This window comes from Kitasatospora sp. NPDC050543, from assembly GCF_044457565.1.
Lineage (GTDB): Bacteria > Actinomycetota > Actinomycetes > Streptomycetales > Streptomycetaceae > Kitasatospora.
In genome coordinates this window covers 95,823-115,361 of the sequence record NZ_JBITGZ010000008.1, presented here as the reverse complement: position 1 = coordinate 115,361, position 19,539 = coordinate 95,823, and the positions used below count along the sequence as shown (strand labels likewise).

General features: G+C 71.9%; 18 protein-coding genes. 12 read left to right on the top strand and 6 right to left on the bottom strand.

The window, feature by feature from the left end:
• The first annotated feature begins 150 nt into the window (after nt 1-150).
• From ACIBH3_RS12665 to ACIBH3_RS12625, 9 genes are all read left to right on the top strand, one after another.
• Nucleotides 151-1,740 (top strand): methylmalonyl-CoA mutase, encoded by a 1,590-nt coding sequence (locus tag ACIBH3_RS12665; protein ID WP_396311942.1) that lies wholly within the window; start codon nt 151-153, stop codon nt 1,738-1,740.
• Between the two features lie 214 nt (nt 1,741-1,954).
• Complete coding sequence (locus ACIBH3_RS12660) at nt 1,955-3,202, top strand: amidohydrolase (RefSeq protein WP_396311941.1); 1,248 nt, start codon at nt 1,955-1,957, stop codon at nt 3,200-3,202.
• A gap of 167 nt (nt 3,203-3,369) precedes the next feature.
• Nucleotides 3,370-3,759, top strand: a complete 390-nt coding sequence (locus tag ACIBH3_RS12655) for a PPOX class F420-dependent oxidoreductase (RefSeq protein ID WP_396311940.1) — start codon at nt 3,370-3,372, stop codon at nt 3,757-3,759.
• Between the two features lie 300 nt (nt 3,760-4,059).
• Entirely contained in the window at nt 4,060-5,121 is a 1,062-nt protein-coding gene (locus ACIBH3_RS12650; RefSeq protein ID WP_396311939.1) for a BMP family protein, read from the top strand.
• Between the two features lie 337 nt (nt 5,122-5,458).
• The gene (locus ACIBH3_RS12645; RefSeq protein ID WP_396312082.1) at nt 5,459-6,982 is read left to right on the top strand and encodes an ABC transporter ATP-binding protein; all 1,524 of its coding nucleotides are present in this window, start codon (nt 5,459-5,461) and stop codon (nt 6,980-6,982) included.
• Between the two features lie 5 nt (nt 6,983-6,987).
• Entirely contained in the window at nt 6,988-8,172 is a 1,185-nt protein-coding gene (locus ACIBH3_RS12640; RefSeq protein ID WP_396311938.1) for an ABC transporter permease, read from the top strand.
• The gene (locus tag ACIBH3_RS12635; protein ID WP_396311937.1) at nt 8,169-9,437 is read left to right on the top strand and encodes an ABC transporter permease; all 1,269 of its coding nucleotides are present in this window, start codon (nt 8,169-8,171) and stop codon (nt 9,435-9,437) included. Before ACIBH3_RS12640 ends, ACIBH3_RS12635 begins: the two co-directional genes overlap by 4 nt.
• Nucleotides 9,434-9,829: a cytidine deaminase gene (locus ACIBH3_RS12630; protein WP_396311936.1), complete on the top strand. Its 396-nt coding sequence runs from the start codon at nt 9,434-9,436 to the stop codon at nt 9,827-9,829. The genes ACIBH3_RS12635 and ACIBH3_RS12630 overlap by 4 nt, the downstream gene beginning before the upstream one ends.
• A 153-nt stretch (nt 9,830-9,982) precedes the next feature.
• Nucleotides 9,983-11,260 (top strand): thymidine phosphorylase, encoded by a 1,278-nt coding sequence (locus ACIBH3_RS12625; protein WP_396311935.1) that lies wholly within the window; start codon nt 9,983-9,985, stop codon nt 11,258-11,260.
• A gap of 27 nt (nt 11,261-11,287) precedes the next feature.
• On the opposite strand, the gene ACIBH3_RS12620 is transcribed toward ACIBH3_RS12625, so the two are convergent.
• Complete coding sequence (locus ACIBH3_RS12620; protein ID WP_396311934.1) at nt 11,288-11,842, bottom strand: Uma2 family endonuclease; 555 nt, start codon at nt 11,840-11,842, stop codon at nt 11,288-11,290.
• Nucleotides 11,839-13,227 (bottom strand): MFS transporter, encoded by a 1,389-nt coding sequence (locus ACIBH3_RS12615; protein ID WP_396311933.1) that lies wholly within the window; start codon nt 13,225-13,227, stop codon nt 11,839-11,841. The genes ACIBH3_RS12620 and ACIBH3_RS12615 overlap by 4 nt, the downstream gene beginning before the upstream one ends.
• A gap of 121 nt (nt 13,228-13,348) precedes the next feature.
• Here ACIBH3_RS12615 and ACIBH3_RS12610 point away from each other — a divergent pair, with 121 nt between their 5' ends.
• The 3 genes from ACIBH3_RS12610 to ACIBH3_RS12600 all read left to right on the top strand — a co-directional run bounded on the left by ACIBH3_RS12610 (nt 13,349) and on the right by ACIBH3_RS12600 (nt 16,232).
• On the top strand, nt 13,349-14,314 hold the full coding sequence (locus ACIBH3_RS12610; protein WP_396311932.1) for a LysR family transcriptional regulator: 966 nt from the start codon (nt 13,349-13,351) through the stop codon (nt 14,312-14,314).
• 186 nt (nt 14,315-14,500) lie between these two features.
• Nucleotides 14,501-15,649, top strand: a complete 1,149-nt coding sequence (locus ACIBH3_RS12605) for an adenosine deaminase (RefSeq protein WP_396311931.1) — start codon at nt 14,501-14,503, stop codon at nt 15,647-15,649.
• A 208-nt stretch (nt 15,650-15,857) separates the two neighbouring features.
• A complete protein-coding gene (locus ACIBH3_RS12600) occupies nt 15,858-16,232 on the top strand; it encodes an ATP-binding protein (protein ID WP_396311930.1) in 375 nt (124 codons plus the stop codon).
• A 97-nt stretch (nt 16,233-16,329) separates the two neighbouring features.
• Here ACIBH3_RS12600 and ACIBH3_RS12595 read toward each other — a convergent pair whose 3' ends face one another.
• The 4 genes from ACIBH3_RS12595 to ACIBH3_RS12580 all read right to left on the bottom strand — a co-directional run bounded on the left by ACIBH3_RS12595 (nt 16,330) and on the right by ACIBH3_RS12580 (nt 19,538).
• On the bottom strand, nt 16,330-16,512 hold the full coding sequence (locus ACIBH3_RS12595) for a PspC domain-containing protein (protein WP_396311929.1): 183 nt from the start codon (nt 16,510-16,512) through the stop codon (nt 16,330-16,332).
• Between the two features lie 328 nt (nt 16,513-16,840).
• Nucleotides 16,841-17,446 carry a VanZ family protein gene (locus ACIBH3_RS12590; protein WP_396311928.1) on the bottom strand — a complete coding sequence of 202 codons (606 nt, stop codon included), beginning with the start codon at nt 17,444-17,446 and terminating at the stop codon, nt 16,841-16,843.
• Between the two features lie 149 nt (nt 17,447-17,595).
• Nucleotides 17,596-18,036: a hypothetical protein gene (locus ACIBH3_RS12585; RefSeq protein ID WP_396311927.1), complete on the bottom strand. Its 441-nt coding sequence runs from the start codon at nt 18,034-18,036 to the stop codon at nt 17,596-17,598.
• On the bottom strand, nt 18,033-19,538 hold the full coding sequence (locus ACIBH3_RS12580; RefSeq protein ID WP_396311926.1) for an ATP-binding protein: 1,506 nt from the start codon (nt 19,536-19,538) through the stop codon (nt 18,033-18,035). Before ACIBH3_RS12580 ends, ACIBH3_RS12585 begins: the two co-directional genes overlap by 4 nt.
• Between the last annotated feature and the right edge of the window lies 1 nt (nt 19,539).

Here is a 19,539-nt window from a genome sequence, read left to right as displayed (position 1 = left end):
TCCGATCATCTCAACCACGCCCGCCGATCCGACCGCGCGGCCCCAGCCGTGCCACCTGCCGGGCGAGGCCGCCGCCCGCTAGATTGCGAGACGGCCGGCCTGGCATCGGCCGGGCCCGACCACCGCTCCTTCCACCCAGCGGAGACGTCCATGGCAGCCGAACCGCGCCGTACCGAGTCCGGCCTCCCGATCGAGCCGCTGTACGGTCCGCAGGACCTGGCCGGCTGGGACCCGGCCCAGCGGCTCGGCGAGCCCGGCGCGTACCCGTACACCAGGGGCGTGTACCCGTCGATGTACACCGGCCGCCCGTGGACGATGCGGCAGTACGCGGGCTTCGGCACCGCCGCCGAGTCCAACGCCCGCTACCAGCAGCTGATCGCCAACGGCACCACCGGCCTCTCGGTCGCCTTCGACCTGCCGACCCAGATGGGCTACGACTCGGACGCGCCGCTGGCGGCCGGCGAGGTCGGCAAGGTGGGCGTGGCCATCGACAGCGTCGAGGACATGAGCGTGCTCTTCGGCGGCATCCCGCTGGGCGAGGTCTCCACCTCGATGACCATCAACGCGCCCGGCGCCCTGCTCCTGCTGCTCTACCAGCTGGTCGGCGAGTCGCAGGGCGTCCCGTCCGGCCGGCTCACCGGCACCATCCAGAACGACGTCCTGAAGGAGTACATCGCCCGCGGCACCTACATCTTCCCGCCGAAGCCCTCTCTGCGGCTGATCGCGGACGTCTTCCAGTACTGCCGGGCCGAGATCCCCCGCTGGAACACCATCTCCATCTCCGGCTACCACATGGCCGAGGCCGGGGCGAACCCCGTGCAGGAGATCGCCTTCACCCTCGCCAACGGCATCGAGTACGTGCGCACCGCGGTGGCCGCCGGCATGGACGTCGACGACTTCGCGCCCCGGCTCTCCTTCTTCTTCGTCTCGCGCACCACCCTGCTGGAGGAGGTCGCCAAGTTCCGGGCGGCCCGGCGGATCTGGGCCAGGGTCATGCGCGAGGAGTTCGGCGCCAGGAACCCCAAGTCGCAGATGCTGCGCTTCCACACCCAGACCGCCGGGGTGCAGCTGACGGCCCAGCAGCCCGAGGTCAACCTGGTCCGGGTCTCGATCCAGGCGCTGGCGGCCGTCCTCGGCGGCACCCAGTCCCTGCACACCAACAGCTTCGACGAGGCCATCGCGCTGCCCACCGAGAAGTCCGCCCGGCTCGCGCTGCGCACCCAGCAGGTGCTGGCGTACGAGAGCGACGTCACGGCCACCGTCGACCCGTTCGCCGGCTCCTACGTGGTCGAGCGGATGACCGACGAGGTCGAGGAGGCAGCCGTCGAGCTGATGCGCAAGGTGGCGGACATGGGCGGCGCGGTGGCCGCGATCGAGAGCGGCTACCAGAAGGCGGAGATCGAGCGCACCGCGTACCGCATCCAGCAGGAGACCGACTCCGGGCAGCGCACGGTCGTCGGGGTGAACCGCTTCCAGCTGGCGGCCGAGGAGCCGTACGAGCCGCTGCGGGTGGATCCGGCGATCGAGGCCCGGCAGGCCGAGCGGCTGGCCCGGCTGCGCTCCGAGCGTGATCGCCCGGCGGTCGAGCGGGCGCTGACCGGGCTGCGGCGGGCGGCCGGCGGCGCGGACAACGCGCTGTACCCGATGAAGGAGGCACTCGCCGCCCGGGCCACCGTCGGCGAGGTCTGCGACGCGCTGCGCGAGGTGTGGGGCGTGTACCGGCCGGTGGAGCGGTTCTGAGGGATCGTCCGGAACACGGCCGAGGGGCCCGGGGCGTACTCGGGCCCCTCGGCCGTGTCCGACCGGGCCGGCGATCGTTGCTCAGGGCAGGCATCACCGGGAAGGCGGCTGAAACGAGATGTCATACCCACCCACGCGGCCGGTATGCGCCCATCCGGGGACTTCTTCTTCGGAAGTCAGGCCAAATCCCCCAGTCGGGCCTAACCTTGTTGGGATGAACCATCCTCAGCCCGCCAAGCAGGCCTCCCTCACCGCCACCCGTCCGGCCACCGGTCTGCGGACCCGGGTGCAGGCGTTCGAGGCCGAGCTGATCGCCTTCCGCCGTGACCTGCACCGGCACCCGGAACTGGGCCGCCAGGAGTTCCGCACCACCGGCCTGCTGTGCGACCGGCTGACGGCGGCGGGTCTTGAGCCGAAGGTGCTCCCCGGCGGTACCGGGCTGACGGTCGACCTCGTCCCGCCGGGTACGCCCGCCGGTACGCCGATGCTCGCCTTCCGGGCCGACATCGACGCGCTGCCGATCGACGACGCCAAGACGGACGTGCCGTACCGCTCGACGGCGCCCGGGCGGGCGCACGCCTGCGGACACGACGTGCACACCGCCGTGGTGCTCGGCACCGCGCTGGTGCTGGCGAAGGCGCTGCGGGCGGGTGAGCTGCGCCGCCCGGTCAGGCTGATCTTCCAGCCGGCCGAGGAGGTCATGCCGGGCGGTGCGCTGGACGTGATCAAGGCGGGCGGGATGGACGGCGTCGGCCGGATCTACGCGGTGCACTGCGACCCCCGGGTCACCGTGGGCCGGATCGGGCTGAAGACCGGCGCGATCACCTCCGCCTGCGACCGCCTGGAGCTGCACCTGGAGGGCCCGGGCGGCCACACCGCCCGCCCGCACCTGACCACCGACCTGGTCACCGCGATCGCCCGGATGGCCGCCGACCTGCCGGCCCTGTTCGCCCGCCGGATGGACCCGCGCTGGGGCGTCAGCCTGGTCTGGGGCCGGATCGCGGCCGGCTCGGCGCCGAACGTGATCCCCCAGCACGCCGAGCTGGAGGGCACCGTCCGCTGCCTGGAGCTGCCCGGCTGGCGCGAGGCGCCGGACCTGCTGCACGAGCTGATCGCCAAGGTGGCCGAGACGCACCGGGCCAAGTGGGCACTGGACTACCACCGGGGTGTGCCGCCGGTGGTGAACGAGGCGGTCACCATCACCCAGTTCGAGACGGCGATGACCGCCCGCTTCGGCGGCACCGGCCAGGTGGTCGAGGAGACCGAGCAGAGCCTGGGCGGCGAGGACTTCTCCTGGTACCTGGAGCACGCGCCCGGCGCGCTGGCCCGGCTGGGGGTGCGCGCCCCGCACGAGAGCGGTGTCCGGGACCTGCACCAGGGCCGCTTCGATGTGGACGAGCGGTCGATCGGCATCGGTGTCGAGCTGTTCGCCTCGCTGGCCCTGGAGCACGGCCGGGTCTGATCCCGGAGGCCGTCGGCGGCGGCCTGGTCCAAGCTGGGAGGACCGACTCCGGTCCGCCGGGGCGGCGGCCCGCTGCGGCGGGCCGCCCACCGGCGCCATCACGGGCGTCAGCAGCTCAGCAGCGTCATCGACTCGCATCAGCAGCGACCGCATCAGGAGTGACCGCCTTGTCGATCATCCCCGAGGGCTACCGGGATCTGCTGGAACGCCCCCTCTTCGCGCACCTGGCCACCATCAGGCCGGACGGTCTGCCGCAGGTGAACCCGATGTGGTTCCACTGGGACGGCGAGTTCGTCCGCTTCACCAACACCACCACCCGTTACAAGTACCGCAACGTGACGGCCAACCCCAGGGTGGCCTTCTCGGTCAACGATCCGGACCAGCCGTACCGGTACCTGGAGGTCCGCGGCACGGTCGAGTGGATCGACCCGGACCCGACCGCCGCGTTCTTCCTCGCGCTGGCGGACCGCTACGGGATGCGGATGGACGGGCCGCCGGCCGACGCCGAGCACCGGGTGATCTACGTCGTGCGACCGACCGCGACCAGCCACCAGTAGCGCCGGCCCGCCCCGCGGATGACATGATCATCCTGGTGGCCCCGTGCCCGCGGACCTCCGGTGGCGGGCGGATGCGTGGGGCTGATTTTGCCTTGCGGTGCCTGAGCGTGGCCGGGACGGCGTTTCGGCTCGGGGAAATTGTGAGGGATGATGGCGTATGCCCGAATTCGGGAAGCCGTGAGAACCACGGTTTGGTAACAACCCGATTGCTCCGGCGGCCCGTGACCCAACCGTGTTCTACGCGCGTTACGGTGGCGTCCGACCACGCTAATCGGGTGCGTGTGAGAAGGAGATACTCCCTTGCGCCGTTCAATGAAGCTCGCCGCGGTTGTGCTCTCGGGTTCCCTGGGCATGGCCTCGCTCGCCGCTTGCGGCGCAAAGAGCACCGACACTGCTACCGCCGGGGCCTCCGGCAGCTCCGGCCTCAAGGTCGGCATGGCCTATGACATCGGCGGCCGTGGCGACCAGTCGTTCAACGACTCCGCCGCCCGTGGCCTCGACAAGGCCAAGGCCGACCTCGGCGTCTCGGTGACCGAGGCCGACGCCAAGACCGGTGAGGCCGAGGCCGACAAGGAGTCCCGTCTGCGGGACCTCGTCAGCAGCGGCTACAACCCCGTCATCGCCGTCGGGTTCGTGTACCAGGGCGCCGTCGAGAAGGTCGCCAAGGACAACCCGAACGTCAAGTTCGCGATCATCGACTCGGCGTCGGCCACCCAGCCCGGCAACGTCACCTCGCTGACGTTCTCGGAGCAGGAGGGCTCGTACCTCGCCGGCGTCGCCGCCGCCAGCAAGACCAAGACCAAGACGGTCGGCTTCATCGGTGGCGTGCAGACCGAGCTGATCAAGAAGTTCGAGGCCGGCTACACCGCGGGCGTCAAGGCCACCAACAAGGACGTCAACGTCCTGGTGACCTACCTGACCACCCCGCCGGACTTCTCCGGCTTCGCCTCGCCCGACAAGGGCAAGGAGGCCGCCCTCGGCCAGCTCGACAAGGGCGCGGACGTCATCTACGCCGCCGCCGGCTCCTCCGGCAACGGCTCGATCGAGGCCGTCTCGCAGAAGGCGGGCGCCTGGGCGATCGGTGTCGACTCCGACCAGGCCGCCCAGCCGGCCCTGGCGAAGTACAAGAACAGCATCCTCACCTCCATGGTGAAGAACGTCGACACCGCGGTCTACAGCTACATCGACTCGGTCAAGAAGGGCAACGCCTTCACCGGCGTCAAGAACTTCGACCTCAAGGCCGAGGGTCTGTCGCTGGCCACCACCGGTGGTCACATCGACGACATCAAGGGCAAGCTGGACGACGCCGCCAAGGCGATCACCACCGGCGCCACCACCGTCCCCACCGCGCCGGCCCAGTAGGACTCGCGTAGCGGACGTCGCTACCGCTGCCGCCTGCCTGGCGGCGGGATGATTGACACAGCATCAGGGTGGGGCCCGGGCGGGTGCGCGGAACGCGTACCCCCGGGCCCCACCTTTTCCCCCACCACCCTTGGCCCTCCAGCGCAACGACGCGCCTCCCGACCATCAGGAGATCGCCATCACCGCTTCCGACCCCGCCCTGAGCAAGGGCGGCACCCCCAGCGCGGGGACGGCGACACCGGCCGTCGAACTGCGCGGAATCACCAAGCGATTCCCCGGCGTCGTGGCCAACCACGACATCAACCTCACCGTGAACCGCGGTACCGTGCACGCCCTGATGGGTGAGAACGGCGCCGGCAAGTCGACGCTGATGAAGATCCTCTACGGGATGCAGCGTCCCGACGAGGGCACCATCGCCGTCGACGGCGAGCTGGTGGAGTTCCACACCCCCGGCGACGCCATCGCGCGCGGCATCGGCATGGTGCACCAGCACTTCATGCTCGCCGACTACCTCACCGTCTGGGAGAACGTCGTCCTGGGCGGCGAGAAGCTCCACGGCATAGGAGCGAAGGCCAAGGCGAAGATCAAGGAGATCTCCGACCAGTACGGTCTGGGCATCCGCCCGGACGCACTGGTCGAGGACCTCGGCGTCGCGGACCGCCAGCGCGTGGAGATCCTCAAGGTGCTCTACCGCGGCGCCCGCATCCTGATCCTGGACGAGCCCACCGCCGTCCTGGTTCCGCAGGAGGTGGACGCGCTCTTCGCCAACCTGCGTGAGCTGAAGTCCGAAGGCGTCACCGTCATCTTCATCTCGCACAAGCTGCACGAGGTGCTCTCCGTCGCCGACGCGATCAGCGTCATCCGGCGCGGCACCACGGTCGGCGACGCCGACCCGAAGTCCGTCACCGCCCGCCAGCTCGCGGAGCTGATGGTCGGCGCCGAGCTGCCCTCCCCGGAGAGCCGCGCGTCCACCGTCACCGAGACGGAGATGCTCAAGGTCGACGGCCTGCGGATCGCCAAGACGGACGCCGAGGGCATCGAGCGCGTCGTCCTGGACGACATCTCGCTGCGGATCCGCAAGGGCGAGATCCTCGGCATCGCCGGTGTCGAGGGCAACGGCCAGGCCGAGCTGGTCGAGGCGGTCATGGGCATGCTGCCGCTGGACGCCGGTGACATCACGCTCGACGGCAAGAACCTCTCCGGCACGCTGACCCGCGGCCGCCGCGAGGCCGGCATCGGGTACATCCCGGAGGACCGTCACAAGCACGGCCTGCTGCTGGAAGCCCCGCTCTGGGAGAACCGGATCCTCGGTCACGTCACCGAGGCGCCGAACTCCAAGGGCCCGCTGCTCGACGCGGCCGGCGCCCGCAAGGACACCCTGCGGATCGTCGAGGAGTTCGACGTCCGCACCCCCGGCATCGAGGTCACCGCGGCCTCGCTCTCCGGCGGCAATCAGCAGAAGCTGATCATCGGCCGCGAGATGAGCCACAAGCCGAAGCTGCTGATCGCGGCCCACCCCACCCGGGGTGTGGACGTCGGCGCGCAGGCGCAGATCTGGGAGCAGATCAGGGGCGCGCAGCGCGACGGCCTGGCCGTCCTGCTGATCTCCGCCGACCTGGACGAGCTCATCGGGCTCTCCGACACCATCCGGGTGATCTACCGCGGCCGGCTGGTCGCGGACGCGGACCCGGCCACCGTCACCGCCGAGGACCTCGGCACCGCGATGACCGGTGCGGCCGCGGGCCACATCGAGTCGGAGCCGGAGGACGTGGCCGAGCACCGGGCGATCGCCGCCGAGGGTACCGAGGCCGAGGCCGACGAGACCACCGACACCGCCGACGACCCGCAGGCGGGGGAGTAACCCATATGACCAGTCCCAACCCCGCCCCGGGCGCACCTGCCCGGGGTGTGCCCGCCAAGCGCTCGTTCAGCAGCCGCTTCGACGTCGAGCGCATCCTGCTCGGCCTCGCCGCGCCGGTGCTGGCCGTGCTGCTCTCCGTCGCGGTCTGCTCGGTCCTGCTGCTGTCCTCGGGCAAGAACCCGGCCGAGGCGTTCGACGTGATGTTCACCTACGCCGGTACGTCCGACGGCCAGGTGGCGATCCTCAACCGCAGCACGGTCTACTACGTGGCCGCCGCGGCCGCCGCCTTCGGCTTCCGGATGAACCTCTTCAACATCGGTGTCGAGGGCCAGTACCGGATCGCCGCGCTGTTCGCCGCGTACGTCGGCAGCCAGGTCGACCTGCCCGCGTTCCTGCAGATCCCGCTGCTGCTGGTGGTCGCGATGACCGTCGGCGGTATGTGGGCGAGCATCGCCGGTCTGCTGAAGGTCTACCGGGGCGTCAGCGAGGTCATCTCGACCATCATGCTGAACGCCATCGCCAGCGCCATGGTCGGTCTGCTGCTCGTCCCCGGCATCTTCGCGCCGGAGAAGAGCGCCACGAGCAACTCGATCCAGACCGCCCCGATCTCGGCCTCCAGCCACTTCTTCTCCTTCGAGACGGCCGGCGGCAAGCTGTACGGCTTCATCGTGGTCGCGGTGATCGTCGGTGTCGCGTTCCAGTTCACCCTGAACCGCACCCGCTTCGGCTTCGACCTGCGCGCCACCGGCCGCTCGGAGTCGGCCGCCACCGCGTCGGGCGTCAATGTCAAGCGCATGGTGCTCATCAGCATGGCGGTCTCCGGCGCACTGGCCGGCCTGATCGGTCTGCCCGAGCTGCTGCAGAACTCGTTCAACTACGGCCAGAGCTTCCAGGCCGGCCTCGGCTTCACCGGGATCTCGGTGGCGCTGCTCGGGCGCAACAGCCCGATCGGCATGGTCTTCTCGGCGCTGCTGTTCGCCTTCCTGGACACCACCGGTAGCAAGCTGCCGCGCTCGGAGGGGAACTTCCCGTTCGAGATCGTCGCGGTCATGCAGGGTGCCATCGTCATCAGCGTCGTCGTCGCCTATGAGCTGGTGCGCCGTTACGGCCTCAAGCGCCAGCAGCAGAAGGTCGGCGCCCAGCTCGCCGCCCAGGCCGCGGCCGCAGCGAAGAAGGAGGTCTCCGCATGAGCACCGCCACGGCCGCTCGCGCCAAGACGCCGGGCGCCTCGCCCGCGAAGAAGAACAAGATCACCTGGCCGGTGGTGCTGCTGCTGATCGCCGGCGCCCTGGTGCTGGTCTCCGTGGTCGGGATGATCACGGACAACCACAGCCTGACCTCCTCCGGCCAGATCACCGCGGCGCTCGGCGCGGCGGTACCGATCGGCATGGCCGGTCTCGGCGGACTCTGGTCCGAGCGGGCCGGCGTGGTCAACATCGGTCTCGAAGGCATGATGGTCGCCGGCACCTTCTGCGGCGCCTGGGGCGGCTACCTGGTCAGCCCGTGGTTCGGTCTGCTGGCCGGCATGATCGGCGGTGCGCTCGGCGGTCTGCTGCACGCGATCGTCACCGTCACCTTCGGCGTCGACCACATCGTCTCCGGCGTCGGCATCAACCTGCTGATCCCCGGTATCTGCGCGTACGTCAACCGGATCTACTACAAGGACTACATCGCGGTGGGCGCCGGTGCGAACCAGTCGCCGCCGGCCGATCCGCTGCCGTACATCACCATCCCCGGGCTCTCCTCGTGGCTGAAGGACATCGAGAACCACCACTGGTTCGTGGTCTCCGACGTCGCCGGTGTGGTCGGCGGCGTGGTCACCAACCTGTCGGTGGTCATCGTGCTGGCGGCCGCGCTGATCGTGGTCAGCTACTTCCTGCTCTGGCGTACGGTGTTCGGCCTGCGACTGCGCTCCTGCGGTGAGAACCCGACGGCGGCCGAGTCGCTGGGCGTGAACGTCTACAAGTACAAGTACCTCGCGGTCATCGCCTCGGGCGGCTTCGCGGGTCTCGGCGGCGCGTACCTCTCGCTGGTCGCGGCGCACTTCTACAAGGACGGCCAGACCCTCGGCCGAGGCTTCATCGGCCTCGCGGCGATGATCTTCGGCAACTGGATGCCGGGTGGCCTCGCCGTCGGCGCCGGCCTGTTCGGCTTCACCGACAGCCTCCAGCTGCGCGACCCGGGCTCGGTGCACGTGCTGCTGCTGGTGGTCTCCATCGCGATGGGCCTGCTGGGCCTGTGGCAGGTCTACCGCCGCAAGATCACCGGTGCCGTGATCAGCTTCGTCGCCTGTGGTGGCCTGGCCGCCTGGTACTCGCTGACCGATGAGGTCCAGCGTCCGCTGATCGTCGCCACCCCGTACGTGATCACCCTGGTGGTCCTCGCGCTGGCCTCGCAGCGGCTGCGGCCGCCTAAGGCCGACGGCCAGATCTACCGCAAGGGGCAGGGCAAGTGACGTCCGTCCCGGCGATCGACTGGGAACTGCTGCGCGAGGCTGCCCGCGACGCGATGACGCGGGCGTACGCGCCGTACAGCAAGTTCCCGGTCGGTGCCGCCGCCCTCGTGGACGACGGGCGGACGGTCACCGGCTGCAACGTCGAGAACGCCTCGTACGGGCTCGCGCTCTGCGCCGAGTGCGGGCTGATCTCGGCGCTGTACGCCTCCGGGGGCGGCCGGCTGGTCGCCTTCACCTGCGTGGACGGCGCCGGCGAACTGCTGATGCCGTGCGGGCGCTGCCGTCAGCTGCTGTACGAGCACGGCGGCCCCGAGCTGCTGGTGGATCTGGCCTCCGGCGTCAAGCCGATGAGCGAGGTCCTGCCGGACGCCTTCGGGCCCGAGCGGCTCTGAGGGGCCGTTCGGCTCCCGGCCCCGACCGGCCCGGCGCGGTTTGACCGCGGGCTCTGGCCGATCTGATTGTTACGCGCGTAGAGTGTCGCGAGAGGACTGTCATACCCAGTCAACTCGCGACACTCTTCGCATTTCACCCCACTGGAGAACCCCATGGACGCCCCCTCCGTCATCAGGACCAAGCGTGACCGCGGAGAGCTGACCGACGCTCAGATCGACTGGGTGATCGACGCCTACACCCGCGGCGAGGTGGCCGACGAGCAGATGTCCGCCCTCGCCATGGCGATCCTGCTGAACGGCATGAACCTGCGCGAGATCAGCCGCTGGACCGACGCGATGATCCGCTCCGGCGTCCGGATGGACTTCTCCTCGCTGGGTGTCGCGACCTCCGACAAGCACTCCACCGGCGGCGTCGGCGACAAGATCACCCTGCCGCTCGCCCCGCTGGTCGCCGCCTGCGGCGCCGCCGTCCCGCAGCTCTCCGGTCGGGGCCTGGGCCACACCGGCGGCACCCTGGACAAGCTGGAGTCCATCCCCGGCTGGCGCGCGCTGCTCTCCAACGACGAGATGATGGACGTGCTGCGCTCCTCCGGCGCGGTCATCTGCGCCGCCGGCGACGGCCTGGCGCCCGCCGACAAGAAGCTCTACGCGCTGCGCGACGTCACCGGTACGGTCGAGGCGATCCCGCTGATCGCCAGCTCGATCATGTCCAAGAAGATCGCCGAGGGCACCGGCGCGCTGGTCCTGGACGTCAAGGTCGGCTCCGGCGCGTTCATGAAGAACCTGGCCGACGCCCGGGAGCTGGCCCGCACCATGGTGGGCCTGGGCACCGCCGCGGGCGTCAACACCGTCGCCCTGCTCACCGACATGTCCACCCCGCTCGGCCTGACCGCGGGCAACGCGCTGGAGGTCCGCGAGTCGGTGGAGGTGCTGGCCGGCGGCGGCCCGGCCGACGTCGTCGAGCTCACCCTCGCGCTGGCCCGCGAGATGCTCGCCGCGGCGGGCGTGCACGGCAAGGACCCGGCGGACGCGCTGCGCGACGGGTCGGCGATGGACCACTGGCGCCGCATGATCAGCGCCCAGGGCGGCGACGTCGACGCCCCGCTGCCGGTCGCCCGCGAGCAGCACGTCATCACCGTCCCGACCTCCGGCGTGCTGAGCAAGCTCGACGCCTACGCGATCGGTGTCTGCGCCTGGCGCCTGGGCGCCGGCCGCGCCCGCAAGGAGGACCCGGTGCAGGCCGGCGCCGGCGTCGAGATGCACGCCAAGCCCGGTGACACCGTGGTGGCCGGCCAGCCGCTGCTGACCCTGCACACGGACACCCCCGAGCGCTACGCGTACGCGATCGAGGCCCTGGTCGACGGCATCGAGGTCGCCCCGGCGGGCACCGCCTTCACCCCGAACCCGATCGTGCTCGACCGCATCGCGTGAGGTGAGGCCCTGCGCACGTACGCCTTCTCAGGTGTACGTGCGCAGGACGCTGGTGTCGAGCGACCACGGGCCGACGGTGACGGTGTCACCGAAGGTGAAGTCCTTGCGGGACTCGTAGCCGGGCAGATCGTGCACGACTCCGGTGCCCTTGCGCGGGTCGATGAGCAGGTAGAGCGGGATTCCCATGACTGCGTAGTCGTGCACCTTGTTCTTGTAATCGTTCTCGGGGTCGGACTTGGAGACGATCTCGACGACCAGCAGCACCTGATGGGGCAGCAGCGCCGGCTTCTCGGTGTCCAGGGCTGCCTCGGGGAATACCATGAGGTCCGGATTCCGCAGTCTGCCGAGTCCGGCGTCCTCCAGATCAGCGCCACCGTGGGCGACGTACCCGGGGTGGGTCTGCGGAAGCTGCGCGTTGAGCTGCCGGGCGATCCGCAGCACCGCGAGCTCGTGTCGGTTGACAGGCGACATCATCATGACGATCTCGCCGTCGGCGATCTCCACTTTCCCTATCCCCGGCACCTGCGGAAGCTGATCCGCGATCTCGCGCAACCGGGCGTATACAGCCGGATCGGTGCTCATACTCGGAGTGTATCGACGGCCACCGACCGTCGGGCGTGTACGGCCTGCCGGGTCGCGTAGAGGGTGACGCCCGCGGCCAGAGCCATCGCGGCGAGGCCGACGGCGGCGGAGCCGTCCCAGCCAACCGAGTGGTAGGCGTCGGCGCCGATGGTGCCGCCGAGGCTGTTCCCGAGGTAGTAGGCGATCAGGTAGAGCGCGGAGGCCTGGGCGCGGCCGTGGGTGGCGGTGCGGCCGACCGAGGACGAGGCCGTGGCGTGGCCGGCGAAGAAGCCGGCGGTGATCAGGACCAGACCGAGCAGCGCGCAGAGCAGCGAGTCGGCGAGCGACAGCAGCAGGCCCGACGCCGTCACCCCGATCCCGACATACAGGGCGCCGCGCCGCCCGAGGCGTCCGGCCAGGCGTCCGGCGGCGGCCGAGGTGCCGGTGCCGACCAGGTAGACCACGAAGATCGAGGCGGCCACCGACTCGGGCAGGCTGAAGGGCGCGGAGACCAGCCGGTAGCCCACGGTGTTGTAGACGGCGCCGAAGACGGCCATGAACAGCATGCCGAGCGCGTACAGCCGCACCAGCAGCGGGTTGCGCAGGTGCGTGCCGACGGTTCGGGCCAGCGCCCGGGCGTCCACCGGCGCGGGGGTGAAGTGCCGGGCGGCGGGGATCAGCAGCCGGAAGGCCAGCGCGGCGAGCAGGGCCAGCGCGGCGGAGGCGGCCAGGCCCCAGCGCCAGCCGAAGCCGGCGGCGGCCCAGCCCGAGACCAGCCGGCCGCCCATGCCGCCGATGCTGTTGCCGGCCACGTACAGGCCCATCGTGGCGGCCAGCGCGCTCGGATGGACCTCCTCGGCGAGGTAGGCCATCGCGGTGGCGGGCAGGCCGGCCAGCGCGGCGCCCTGGAGCACGCGCAGCGCGACCAGGGTGGTGAGGTCGGGCGCGAACGGCAGCAGCAGGGCGAGGCCGGAGGCGGCGACCATGGAGGCCGTCATCACGGCGGTGCGGCCGTAGCGGTCCGAGAGGGCGCTGGCCGGCAGCAGGGCCAGGGCGAGGCCCAGGGTGGCGGCCGAGGCGGTCCAGCTGGCTTGGCCGGGGGTGAGGGCGAGGTCGGCGGAGAGGATCGGCAGCAGGCCCTGGGTGGAGTACAGCAGGACGAAGGTCGCGATCCCGGCGGCGAACAGGGCGAGGTTGGCGCGCCGGAAGGTCCGGTTGCCCGGGCGCATCCGCTGGTCCGTGGCGGCGGCGGTGGGCGCGGTGGGCGCGGTGGCCGCGGTGGCCGCGGCGCCGGTGGAGTCGGCGGCCGGGTCGGCCGGGGCGGTGGAGTCGGCGACAGGGGACGGCGAGGTGAGGGCACCCGTCGGCACGGTGGCCGCGGATGCCCCGGTACTGGCTGCGGGCATGGCACGACGGTAGGACCGCCGCAGCTGATGCGTCCAATGCATGATTGGCCGATAATCGATGCTGCTGGGTATGAGTACAGGTGGCGCGCCCCGACGGCCGCCGGGGCGGAGGGCAGGGCGGATGGGCGACCTCGTGGAGCCGGCGGTGGAGCCGCCGATCAGGCTCGCCGAACTCGGACCCGAGCTGCCGGTCGCGCAGCTGGCGCCCCGGCTGGCGCAGTTCGCGGCGGTGGCCCGGCTGGAGCATGTGACGCAGGCGGCCCAGCTGTTGGGCATGCCGCAGCCGACGCTGTCGCGGGCGGTGGCCCGGCTGGAGGAAGAGCTGGGGGTCGACCTGCTGGCCCGTCAGGGGCGGACCGTCCGGCTGACCAGGGCCGGGCGGCTGCTGCTCAGCTCGGTGGAGCGGGCGCTGGCGGAGCTGGAGCGCGGCGCGGAGGCCGCCCGGGCGGAGGCCGATCCGGCGGCCGGCCGGGTGGCGTTCGGGTTCCTGCACACCATGGGGACGGATGCGGTGCCGGCGTTGCTGCGCGGCTTCCGGGCGGGGCATCCGCAGGTCCGCTTCCAGCTGGTGCAGGACTACACGGCGGCGATGCTGGAGCGGTTGCGGGCGGGCGAGTTGGACCTGTGCCTGGTCGCGCCGCTGCCGGACGCCCCGGACCTGACGGCCCGTCCGCTGGACGAGCAACGGCTGCCGCTGGTCGTCCCGGCCGACCACCGGCTGGCCGGGCGGCGCCGGATCCGGCTGGCGGAGGTGGCCCGGGAGCCGTTCGTGGCGGTGGAGCGGGGGTACGGGCTGCGCGCGATCACGGACGCGTTCTGCGCGGAGGCCGGCTTCGTGCCGCGGATCGCCTTCGAGGGGGAGGAGGCCGAGACGCTGCGCGGGCTGGTCGCGGCCGGCCTGGGGGTGGCGCTGCTGCCGCCCGCGCTGGTGGCCCGGCCGGGGGTGGTGGAGCTGGAGGTGACGGCTCCGCGGACCCGGCGGGCGATCGGGCTGGCCTGGATGGCCGGCCGTCCGATGACCCCGCCGGCGGCGGCGTTCCGTGACTTCGTGCTCGGGCGGCGGGGCCGGCTGCTGGACCACGACTGAGGCGATCTCCGGGGCGACGCCCCGCGGGAGGGGACGTTCGTCGAGGCGGGGTGTTCGTCGGGGCAGGTTGTTCGGGCTGCTCGTCGGGCGGGTGGGATCGCCCGTTCGGAGCAATCCTGGGGCGGGTTCTTCGTACGGGCATGATCGTGATAAGAGATCTACGCGCGTAGGCGCTACACTTTCGCAATGGAGAAGCAGATCCCGGCCACCGCGGGCACCACCGGCCCCCGCATCCCCACCCCCGAGCAGATCGCCCGCGCCCCGAAGGTGCTCCTGCACGACCACCTCGACGGCGGGCTGCGCCCCGAGACGATCGTCGAGCTGGCCGCTGCCAGTGGCTACGACGGGCTCCCCACCACCGACCCGGCCAAGCTCGGCGTCTGGTTCCGCGAGGCCGCCGACTCCGGCTCGCTGGTCCGCTACCTGGAGACCTTCGCGCACACCTGCGCCGTGATGCAGACCCGCGAGGCGCTGGTCAAGGTCGCCGCCGACTGCGCCGAGGACCTGGCCGCCGACGGCGTCGTGTACGCCGAGGTCCGCTACGCCCCCGAGCAGCACCTGGAAGGCGGCCTGACCCTCGACCAGGTCGTCGAGGCCGTCAACGAGGGCTTCCGCCTGGGCGAGGCCAACGCCCGCGCGGCCGGCCACCGGATCCGCGTCGGCACCCTGCTCACCGCCATGCGCCACGCCGCCCGCTCGCAGGAGATCGCCGAGCTGGCCAACCGCTTCCGCGACCACGGCGTGGTCGGCTTCGACATCGCCGGCGCCGAGGCGGGCCACCCCCCGACCCGCCACCAGGGCGCCTTCGACTACCTCAAGGGCGAGAACAACCACTTCACCATCCACGCCGGCGAGGCCTTCGGCCTGCCCTCGATCTGGGAGGCGCTGCAGTGCTGCGGCGCCGACCGCCTGGGTCACGGCGTGCGCATCATCGACGACATCACCGTGGGCGAGGACGGCAGCGTCGAGCTCGGCCGCCTGGCCGCGTACGTGCGCGACAAGCGCGTCCCGCTGGAGATGTGCCCCACCTCCAACCTGCAGACCGCGGCCGCGACCTCGTACGCCGAGCACCCGATCGGGCTGCTCAGCCGGCTCAAGTTCCGGGTGACGGTCAACACCGACAACCGCCTGATGAGCGGCACCAGCATGAGCCAGGAGTTCGGCCACCTGGTGGACGCCTTCGGCTACACCCTGGGCGACATGGAGTGGTTCACGGTGAACGCGATGAAGTCGGCGTTCCTGCCCTTCGACGAGCGGCTCGCGATGATCAACGACGTGATCAAGCCGGGCTACGCCGAGCTCAAGGCGGAGTGGCTGTTCAGCGCGGGTGCCTGAGCTGCGGTGATGACGTGAGGACGATCGGTGCGGGCCCGGCCGGGCTCGTACCGATCATCCGACAAGTCAGTCTTGTGAGTGAAGGACTTTGATCCGCGCGCGACCGACTCACTACGGTGAGCCAGTCAGTGCTGACACGGTGTAGCGGCGGACGCCCTCAGGCGCGCCCGTACGCCTGCCACCGACGAGGATTCAAGGGGACCCACTCATGAAGCAGGCCACTCTCAAGGCTGCCGGCGTCGCGGCTCTCGGCGTCGCCATGGCGGCTGCCGCCGCCGGATCGGCCTCGGCCGCGTCGGGTGGCGGGCTCGGCAGCCCGCTCAGCACGGCGACCAACCCCGGTGCGACCAGCGCCGTGACCGACGTCGTCAGCAAGGCGCCGGCAGGCGACAAGGTCACCAGCACGCTCGGCCCGCTCGCCCCCAGCGCCGGCCAGGCGGTGCCCGCCGCGGCTGCTCCGGTCGCCGACGCCGCCGCGTCCGTCACCCAGGGTGCCGATACCCGTGGCATCGGCGTGGAGAGCACCCCGCTCAGCGGTCTCACCCACACCCTGCCCGTCCCGCTCCCCGGCGTCGGCGGCTGACACCCGGAGCACGGCACGACACAGGGCCGCCGCCCGTACCGGACTCCGGTGCGGGCGGCGGCCCTGCTGCGTTGCGCCACGGCCTGTGGCTCACGACTCACGGCTCCTGCGGGAGCACCAGCCAGAGCGCCAGGTAGATCAGGAACTGCGGGCCGGGCAGCAGGCAGGACAGGATGAAGATCAGCCGGACCGTCCACGGGGTGAGGCCGAAGCGCTCGGCGATCCCGGCGCAGACGCCGGCGATGACGCGGTTGTGGCGGGGGCGGGCGAGGCGGCTCATGACGGTCTCCGAGGTGTCGCGGCCCGGTGCCGGACTCTCCGGTGGGCGTACCTCAATACTCCGGCGGCGGGCCCGCGAAAGCCTCAGCCCGCAAGGGGATCTGCGGCCCCGAGATCTCCTCGGACGGGACCACCCCACTCTCGGGGTCGGCCTCAGGGTCGCCCCCGAGACCCACTCGCGCCGGCGCTGTCACAGCGTGCGGGCCGCTGAGCCCGGAGTGAGAAGTCGGGTCCGCCGACTTCCTGTGCCGCGGGCGCGGCAGGGCCGCGCCGCTTGGCGGGGTACGGGCCGGGGTGCGGCCGGTGACGGGGGGCGAGGGGCGGTCGGGTCAGCGGGCCCGGGAGGCGGGCCGGCCGTACGCGGCGGGCAGCGCGGTACGCGCCGGCGCCGGTACGGGGGCCTGGGCGGGTACGGGGGCCGGGGCGGGCCGCGGGTGCGGGAGGGCCCGGGTGCGCAGCAGCGAGCGAGCCGCGGGCACCACGGCCAGATGCGCGAGCGCGACGCCCGCCACGCCGAGCAGTATGTGATCGACGTTCAGCACATGCCCGGGGGCCCAGGACGAGAGGAACTCCAGCCCCGTGGCGAGCAGCGCGGAGACCCCCGCCACCCGCAGGAACGACGGCAGCCACGGCGCGCGGATCCGGCCCCCGGCAAGTGGCAGCAGCACCCCGAGCGGGGCCAGCAGCAGCAGTTCGCCGGCCACCTGGAGCAGGCCGGCGGAGCCGCCGAAGGTCAGCGCCTGGCGCACCGAGGCGAGCGGGGTCAGGTTGGCGTCGTACACCCAGGCCACCGGAAGCGGACGCAGCACCAGCCAGCCGACCACCGTCAGATAGAGGATCAGGGTGCCGATCCCGGCCGCCCGCAGCGGTCGGGACACCCCGACGGCGGACGGCGGAGCCGGCACCCGTCGGGTCGGCTCGTTCTCGGTCCGCACGTCGGCACGCTCGGCGCGTGCTGTGGTGCCATCTCGCTGCACACCGGGGATGACGCCGCCCGGCGGGCGGGCGGTTCCGCGATCCGGCGGGAAGGTGCCGACGCGAACGTCCGGGCCCCGGGACGGCCGGTGGCCGGCCCCGGCGGCCGTCAGGGGCAGCCCGTCCCCGGCTTCGCCGAGGGCGACGGCGTGGGCAGCGCGCTGAACAGGCCGTCCGCCGGGGCGGTGGCCGCCCCGGCGCTCGGCGTCGCAGCAGCCGTCGTAGGGGCCGATGGGGAGGCCGACGGGCCGGCCGACGGGGACGACGAAGCCGTACCGGCCGCCCGCCCCGTCGGGGAGAGCGCCGGGGAGAGCGCCGGTCCGGCACCGGTCGGCTGCTTGCCGGCGGGCGCCCTGGTCACCGCCGGGGACGGCGAGGGCGTGCTCGCCGCGGAGGGGACCTGCACCGGGGTCGGGCAGGCCGTCCTGGTGGCGGGCGCGCCCGCATCCACGGGGACAGCGGTCGGGCGGATCCCGCAGGCCGTGGCGAGGGCCGCGAGCAGCACCAGGACCGTCGCCGCTCTGCGCCGGAGCCCGGGTCGTGCCTTCATCGCGGATCCTCGGTGTTCTGGTCGGCCGGTGGGGGCTGGGTGACCGGCAGGGTCAGGGTGAAGACCGCGCCGCTCCCGCCGTTGGCGGCGGTGATGGTTCCGCCGTGGATCTGGGCGTTGGCCATCGCGATCGACAGCCCGAGCCCGCTGCCCTCGGAGCGGGCCCGGCCCTTGTCGGCCTTGTAGAAGCGGTCGAAGACGTGGGGCAGGACGTCCTCGGGGATGCCCGGGCCGCTGTCGGAGACCTCGACCACCACCTCGTCCTCGTCCTGGCGGACCTTCACCCGGACAGGCGAGCCGCCGTGCTTGAGCGCATTGCCGATCAGGTTGGCGAAGACCACGTCGAGGCGGCGCGGGTCCACCACCGCCCGGATCCCGCGTGGCGCGTCCAGCTCCACGGCGTCGTACCAGGCACGGCCGTCGATGCAGGACATGATCAGGTCGGCGATGTCCACCTCGTCGGCGACCAGCTTGGCGGTGCCCGCGTCGAAGCGGGTCACCTCCATCAGGTTCTCCACCAGGTCGGACAGCCGACGGGTCTCGCTGACGACGAGCCGGACGGCCGGCTCGATCATCGGGTCCAGCGACTCGGCCTCGTCCTCCAGGATGTCCGTCACGGCCGTCATCGCCGTCAGCGGGGTGCGCAGCTCGTGCGACATGTCGGCGACGAACCGCCGGCTCTGCGCCTCCCGGGCGCTGAGCTCCTCGACCTGTTCGTGCAGCGACTGCGCGGTGCGGTTGAAGGTCCGGGCCAGGTCGGCGAGCTCGTCGGCGCCCTCGACCTCCAGGCGGGTGTCCAGGTGGCCCTCGCCCAGGCGCCGGGCGGCGTCGCCGAGCCGCTTCACCGGGCGCAGCACGGTCGCCGAGGCGGCCTGCGCGAGCAGGGCCGAGCCGATCAGCGCGAGCAGGGTGGCGATCGCCAGCGACCAGCCCAGCGTGTTGAGGTCGGCGCGCTCGTTCTCCAGCGACTTGAACATGTAGGCGGTCGGCCCGGTCGGTACGACCTTGGTACCGCCGATCACGAACGGCCGGCCCTCCAGGTTCTGCCGCTGCCAGTACAGGTGGTATGCGTACGGGTTGCCGTTGCTCAGTTCCCGGGGCTTGGCGACGGTGTTGCGCAGGGCGGCCGGCACCTGGGCGATCGTGTAGCGCGAGGGGTCGGAGGAGGCGGTGCAGTCGGGCTGCGCCTCGTCGGCCACCACCACGTCGTAGCTGAGCCCGGAGCTGGCCACCTGGTTGGCGAGCCGGTTCAGCTCGTCGCAGGTCGCCTTGAGCGGCAGCTCGGAGACGTTGCGGCTGAGCGAGACCCGGAAGTCGTTGAGCGCGGTGTCCTGGGCGCGCTTGAGCACCGCGTCCCGGTTCAGCCAGTACGCGATCCCGGAGGCGGAGACGGCGGTGGTCAGCGCGACCACGGCGAACACCGCGATCAGTCGCACCCGCAACGAGCGCAGCCTTCGCCACGGCCCCGAGCCGAACCGCCGGGACGTCTGATGTTCAGTCAAT

Excerpts from the sequence above, each read along its gene's own strand:
- ACIBH3_RS12645 (WP_396312082.1), top strand. The coding sequence starts at position 5,459 with ATGGGTGAGAACGGCGCCGGCAAGTCGACGCTGATGAAGATCCTCTAC.
- ACIBH3_RS12625 (WP_396311935.1), top strand. The coding sequence starts at position 9,983 with ATGGACGCCCCCTCCGTCATCAGGACCAAGCGTGACCGCGGAGAGCTG.
- ACIBH3_RS12610 (WP_396311932.1), top strand. The coding sequence starts at position 13,349 with ATGGGCGACCTCGTGGAGCCGGCGGTGGAGCCGCCGATCAGGCTCGCC.
- ACIBH3_RS12600 (WP_396311930.1), top strand. The coding sequence starts at position 15,858 with ATGAAGCAGGCCACTCTCAAGGCTGCCGGCGTCGCGGCTCTCGGCGTC.
- ACIBH3_RS12615 (WP_396311933.1), bottom strand. The coding sequence starts at position 13,227 with ATGCCCGCAGCCAGTACCGGGGCATCCGCGGCCACCGTGCCGACGGGT.
- ACIBH3_RS12605 (WP_396311931.1), top strand. The coding sequence starts at position 14,501 with ATGGAGAAGCAGATCCCGGCCACCGCGGGCACCACCGGCCCCCGCATC.
- ACIBH3_RS12620 (WP_396311934.1), bottom strand. The coding sequence starts at position 11,842 with ATGAGCACCGATCCGGCTGTATACGCCCGGTTGCGCGAGATCGCGGAT.
- ACIBH3_RS12640 (WP_396311938.1), top strand. The coding sequence starts at position 6,988 with ATGACCAGTCCCAACCCCGCCCCGGGCGCACCTGCCCGGGGTGTGCCC.
- ACIBH3_RS12635 (WP_396311937.1), top strand. The coding sequence starts at position 8,169 with ATGAGCACCGCCACGGCCGCTCGCGCCAAGACGCCGGGCGCCTCGCCC.
- ACIBH3_RS12595 (WP_396311929.1), bottom strand. The coding sequence starts at position 16,512 with ATGAGCCGCCTCGCCCGCCCCCGCCACAACCGCGTCATCGCCGGCGTC.
- ACIBH3_RS12660 (WP_396311941.1), top strand. The coding sequence starts at position 1,955 with ATGAACCATCCTCAGCCCGCCAAGCAGGCCTCCCTCACCGCCACCCGT.
- ACIBH3_RS12665 (WP_396311942.1), top strand. The coding sequence starts at position 151 with ATGGCAGCCGAACCGCGCCGTACCGAGTCCGGCCTCCCGATCGAGCCG.
- ACIBH3_RS12585 (WP_396311927.1), bottom strand. The coding sequence starts at position 18,036 with ATGAAGGCACGACCCGGGCTCCGGCGCAGAGCGGCGACGGTCCTGGTG.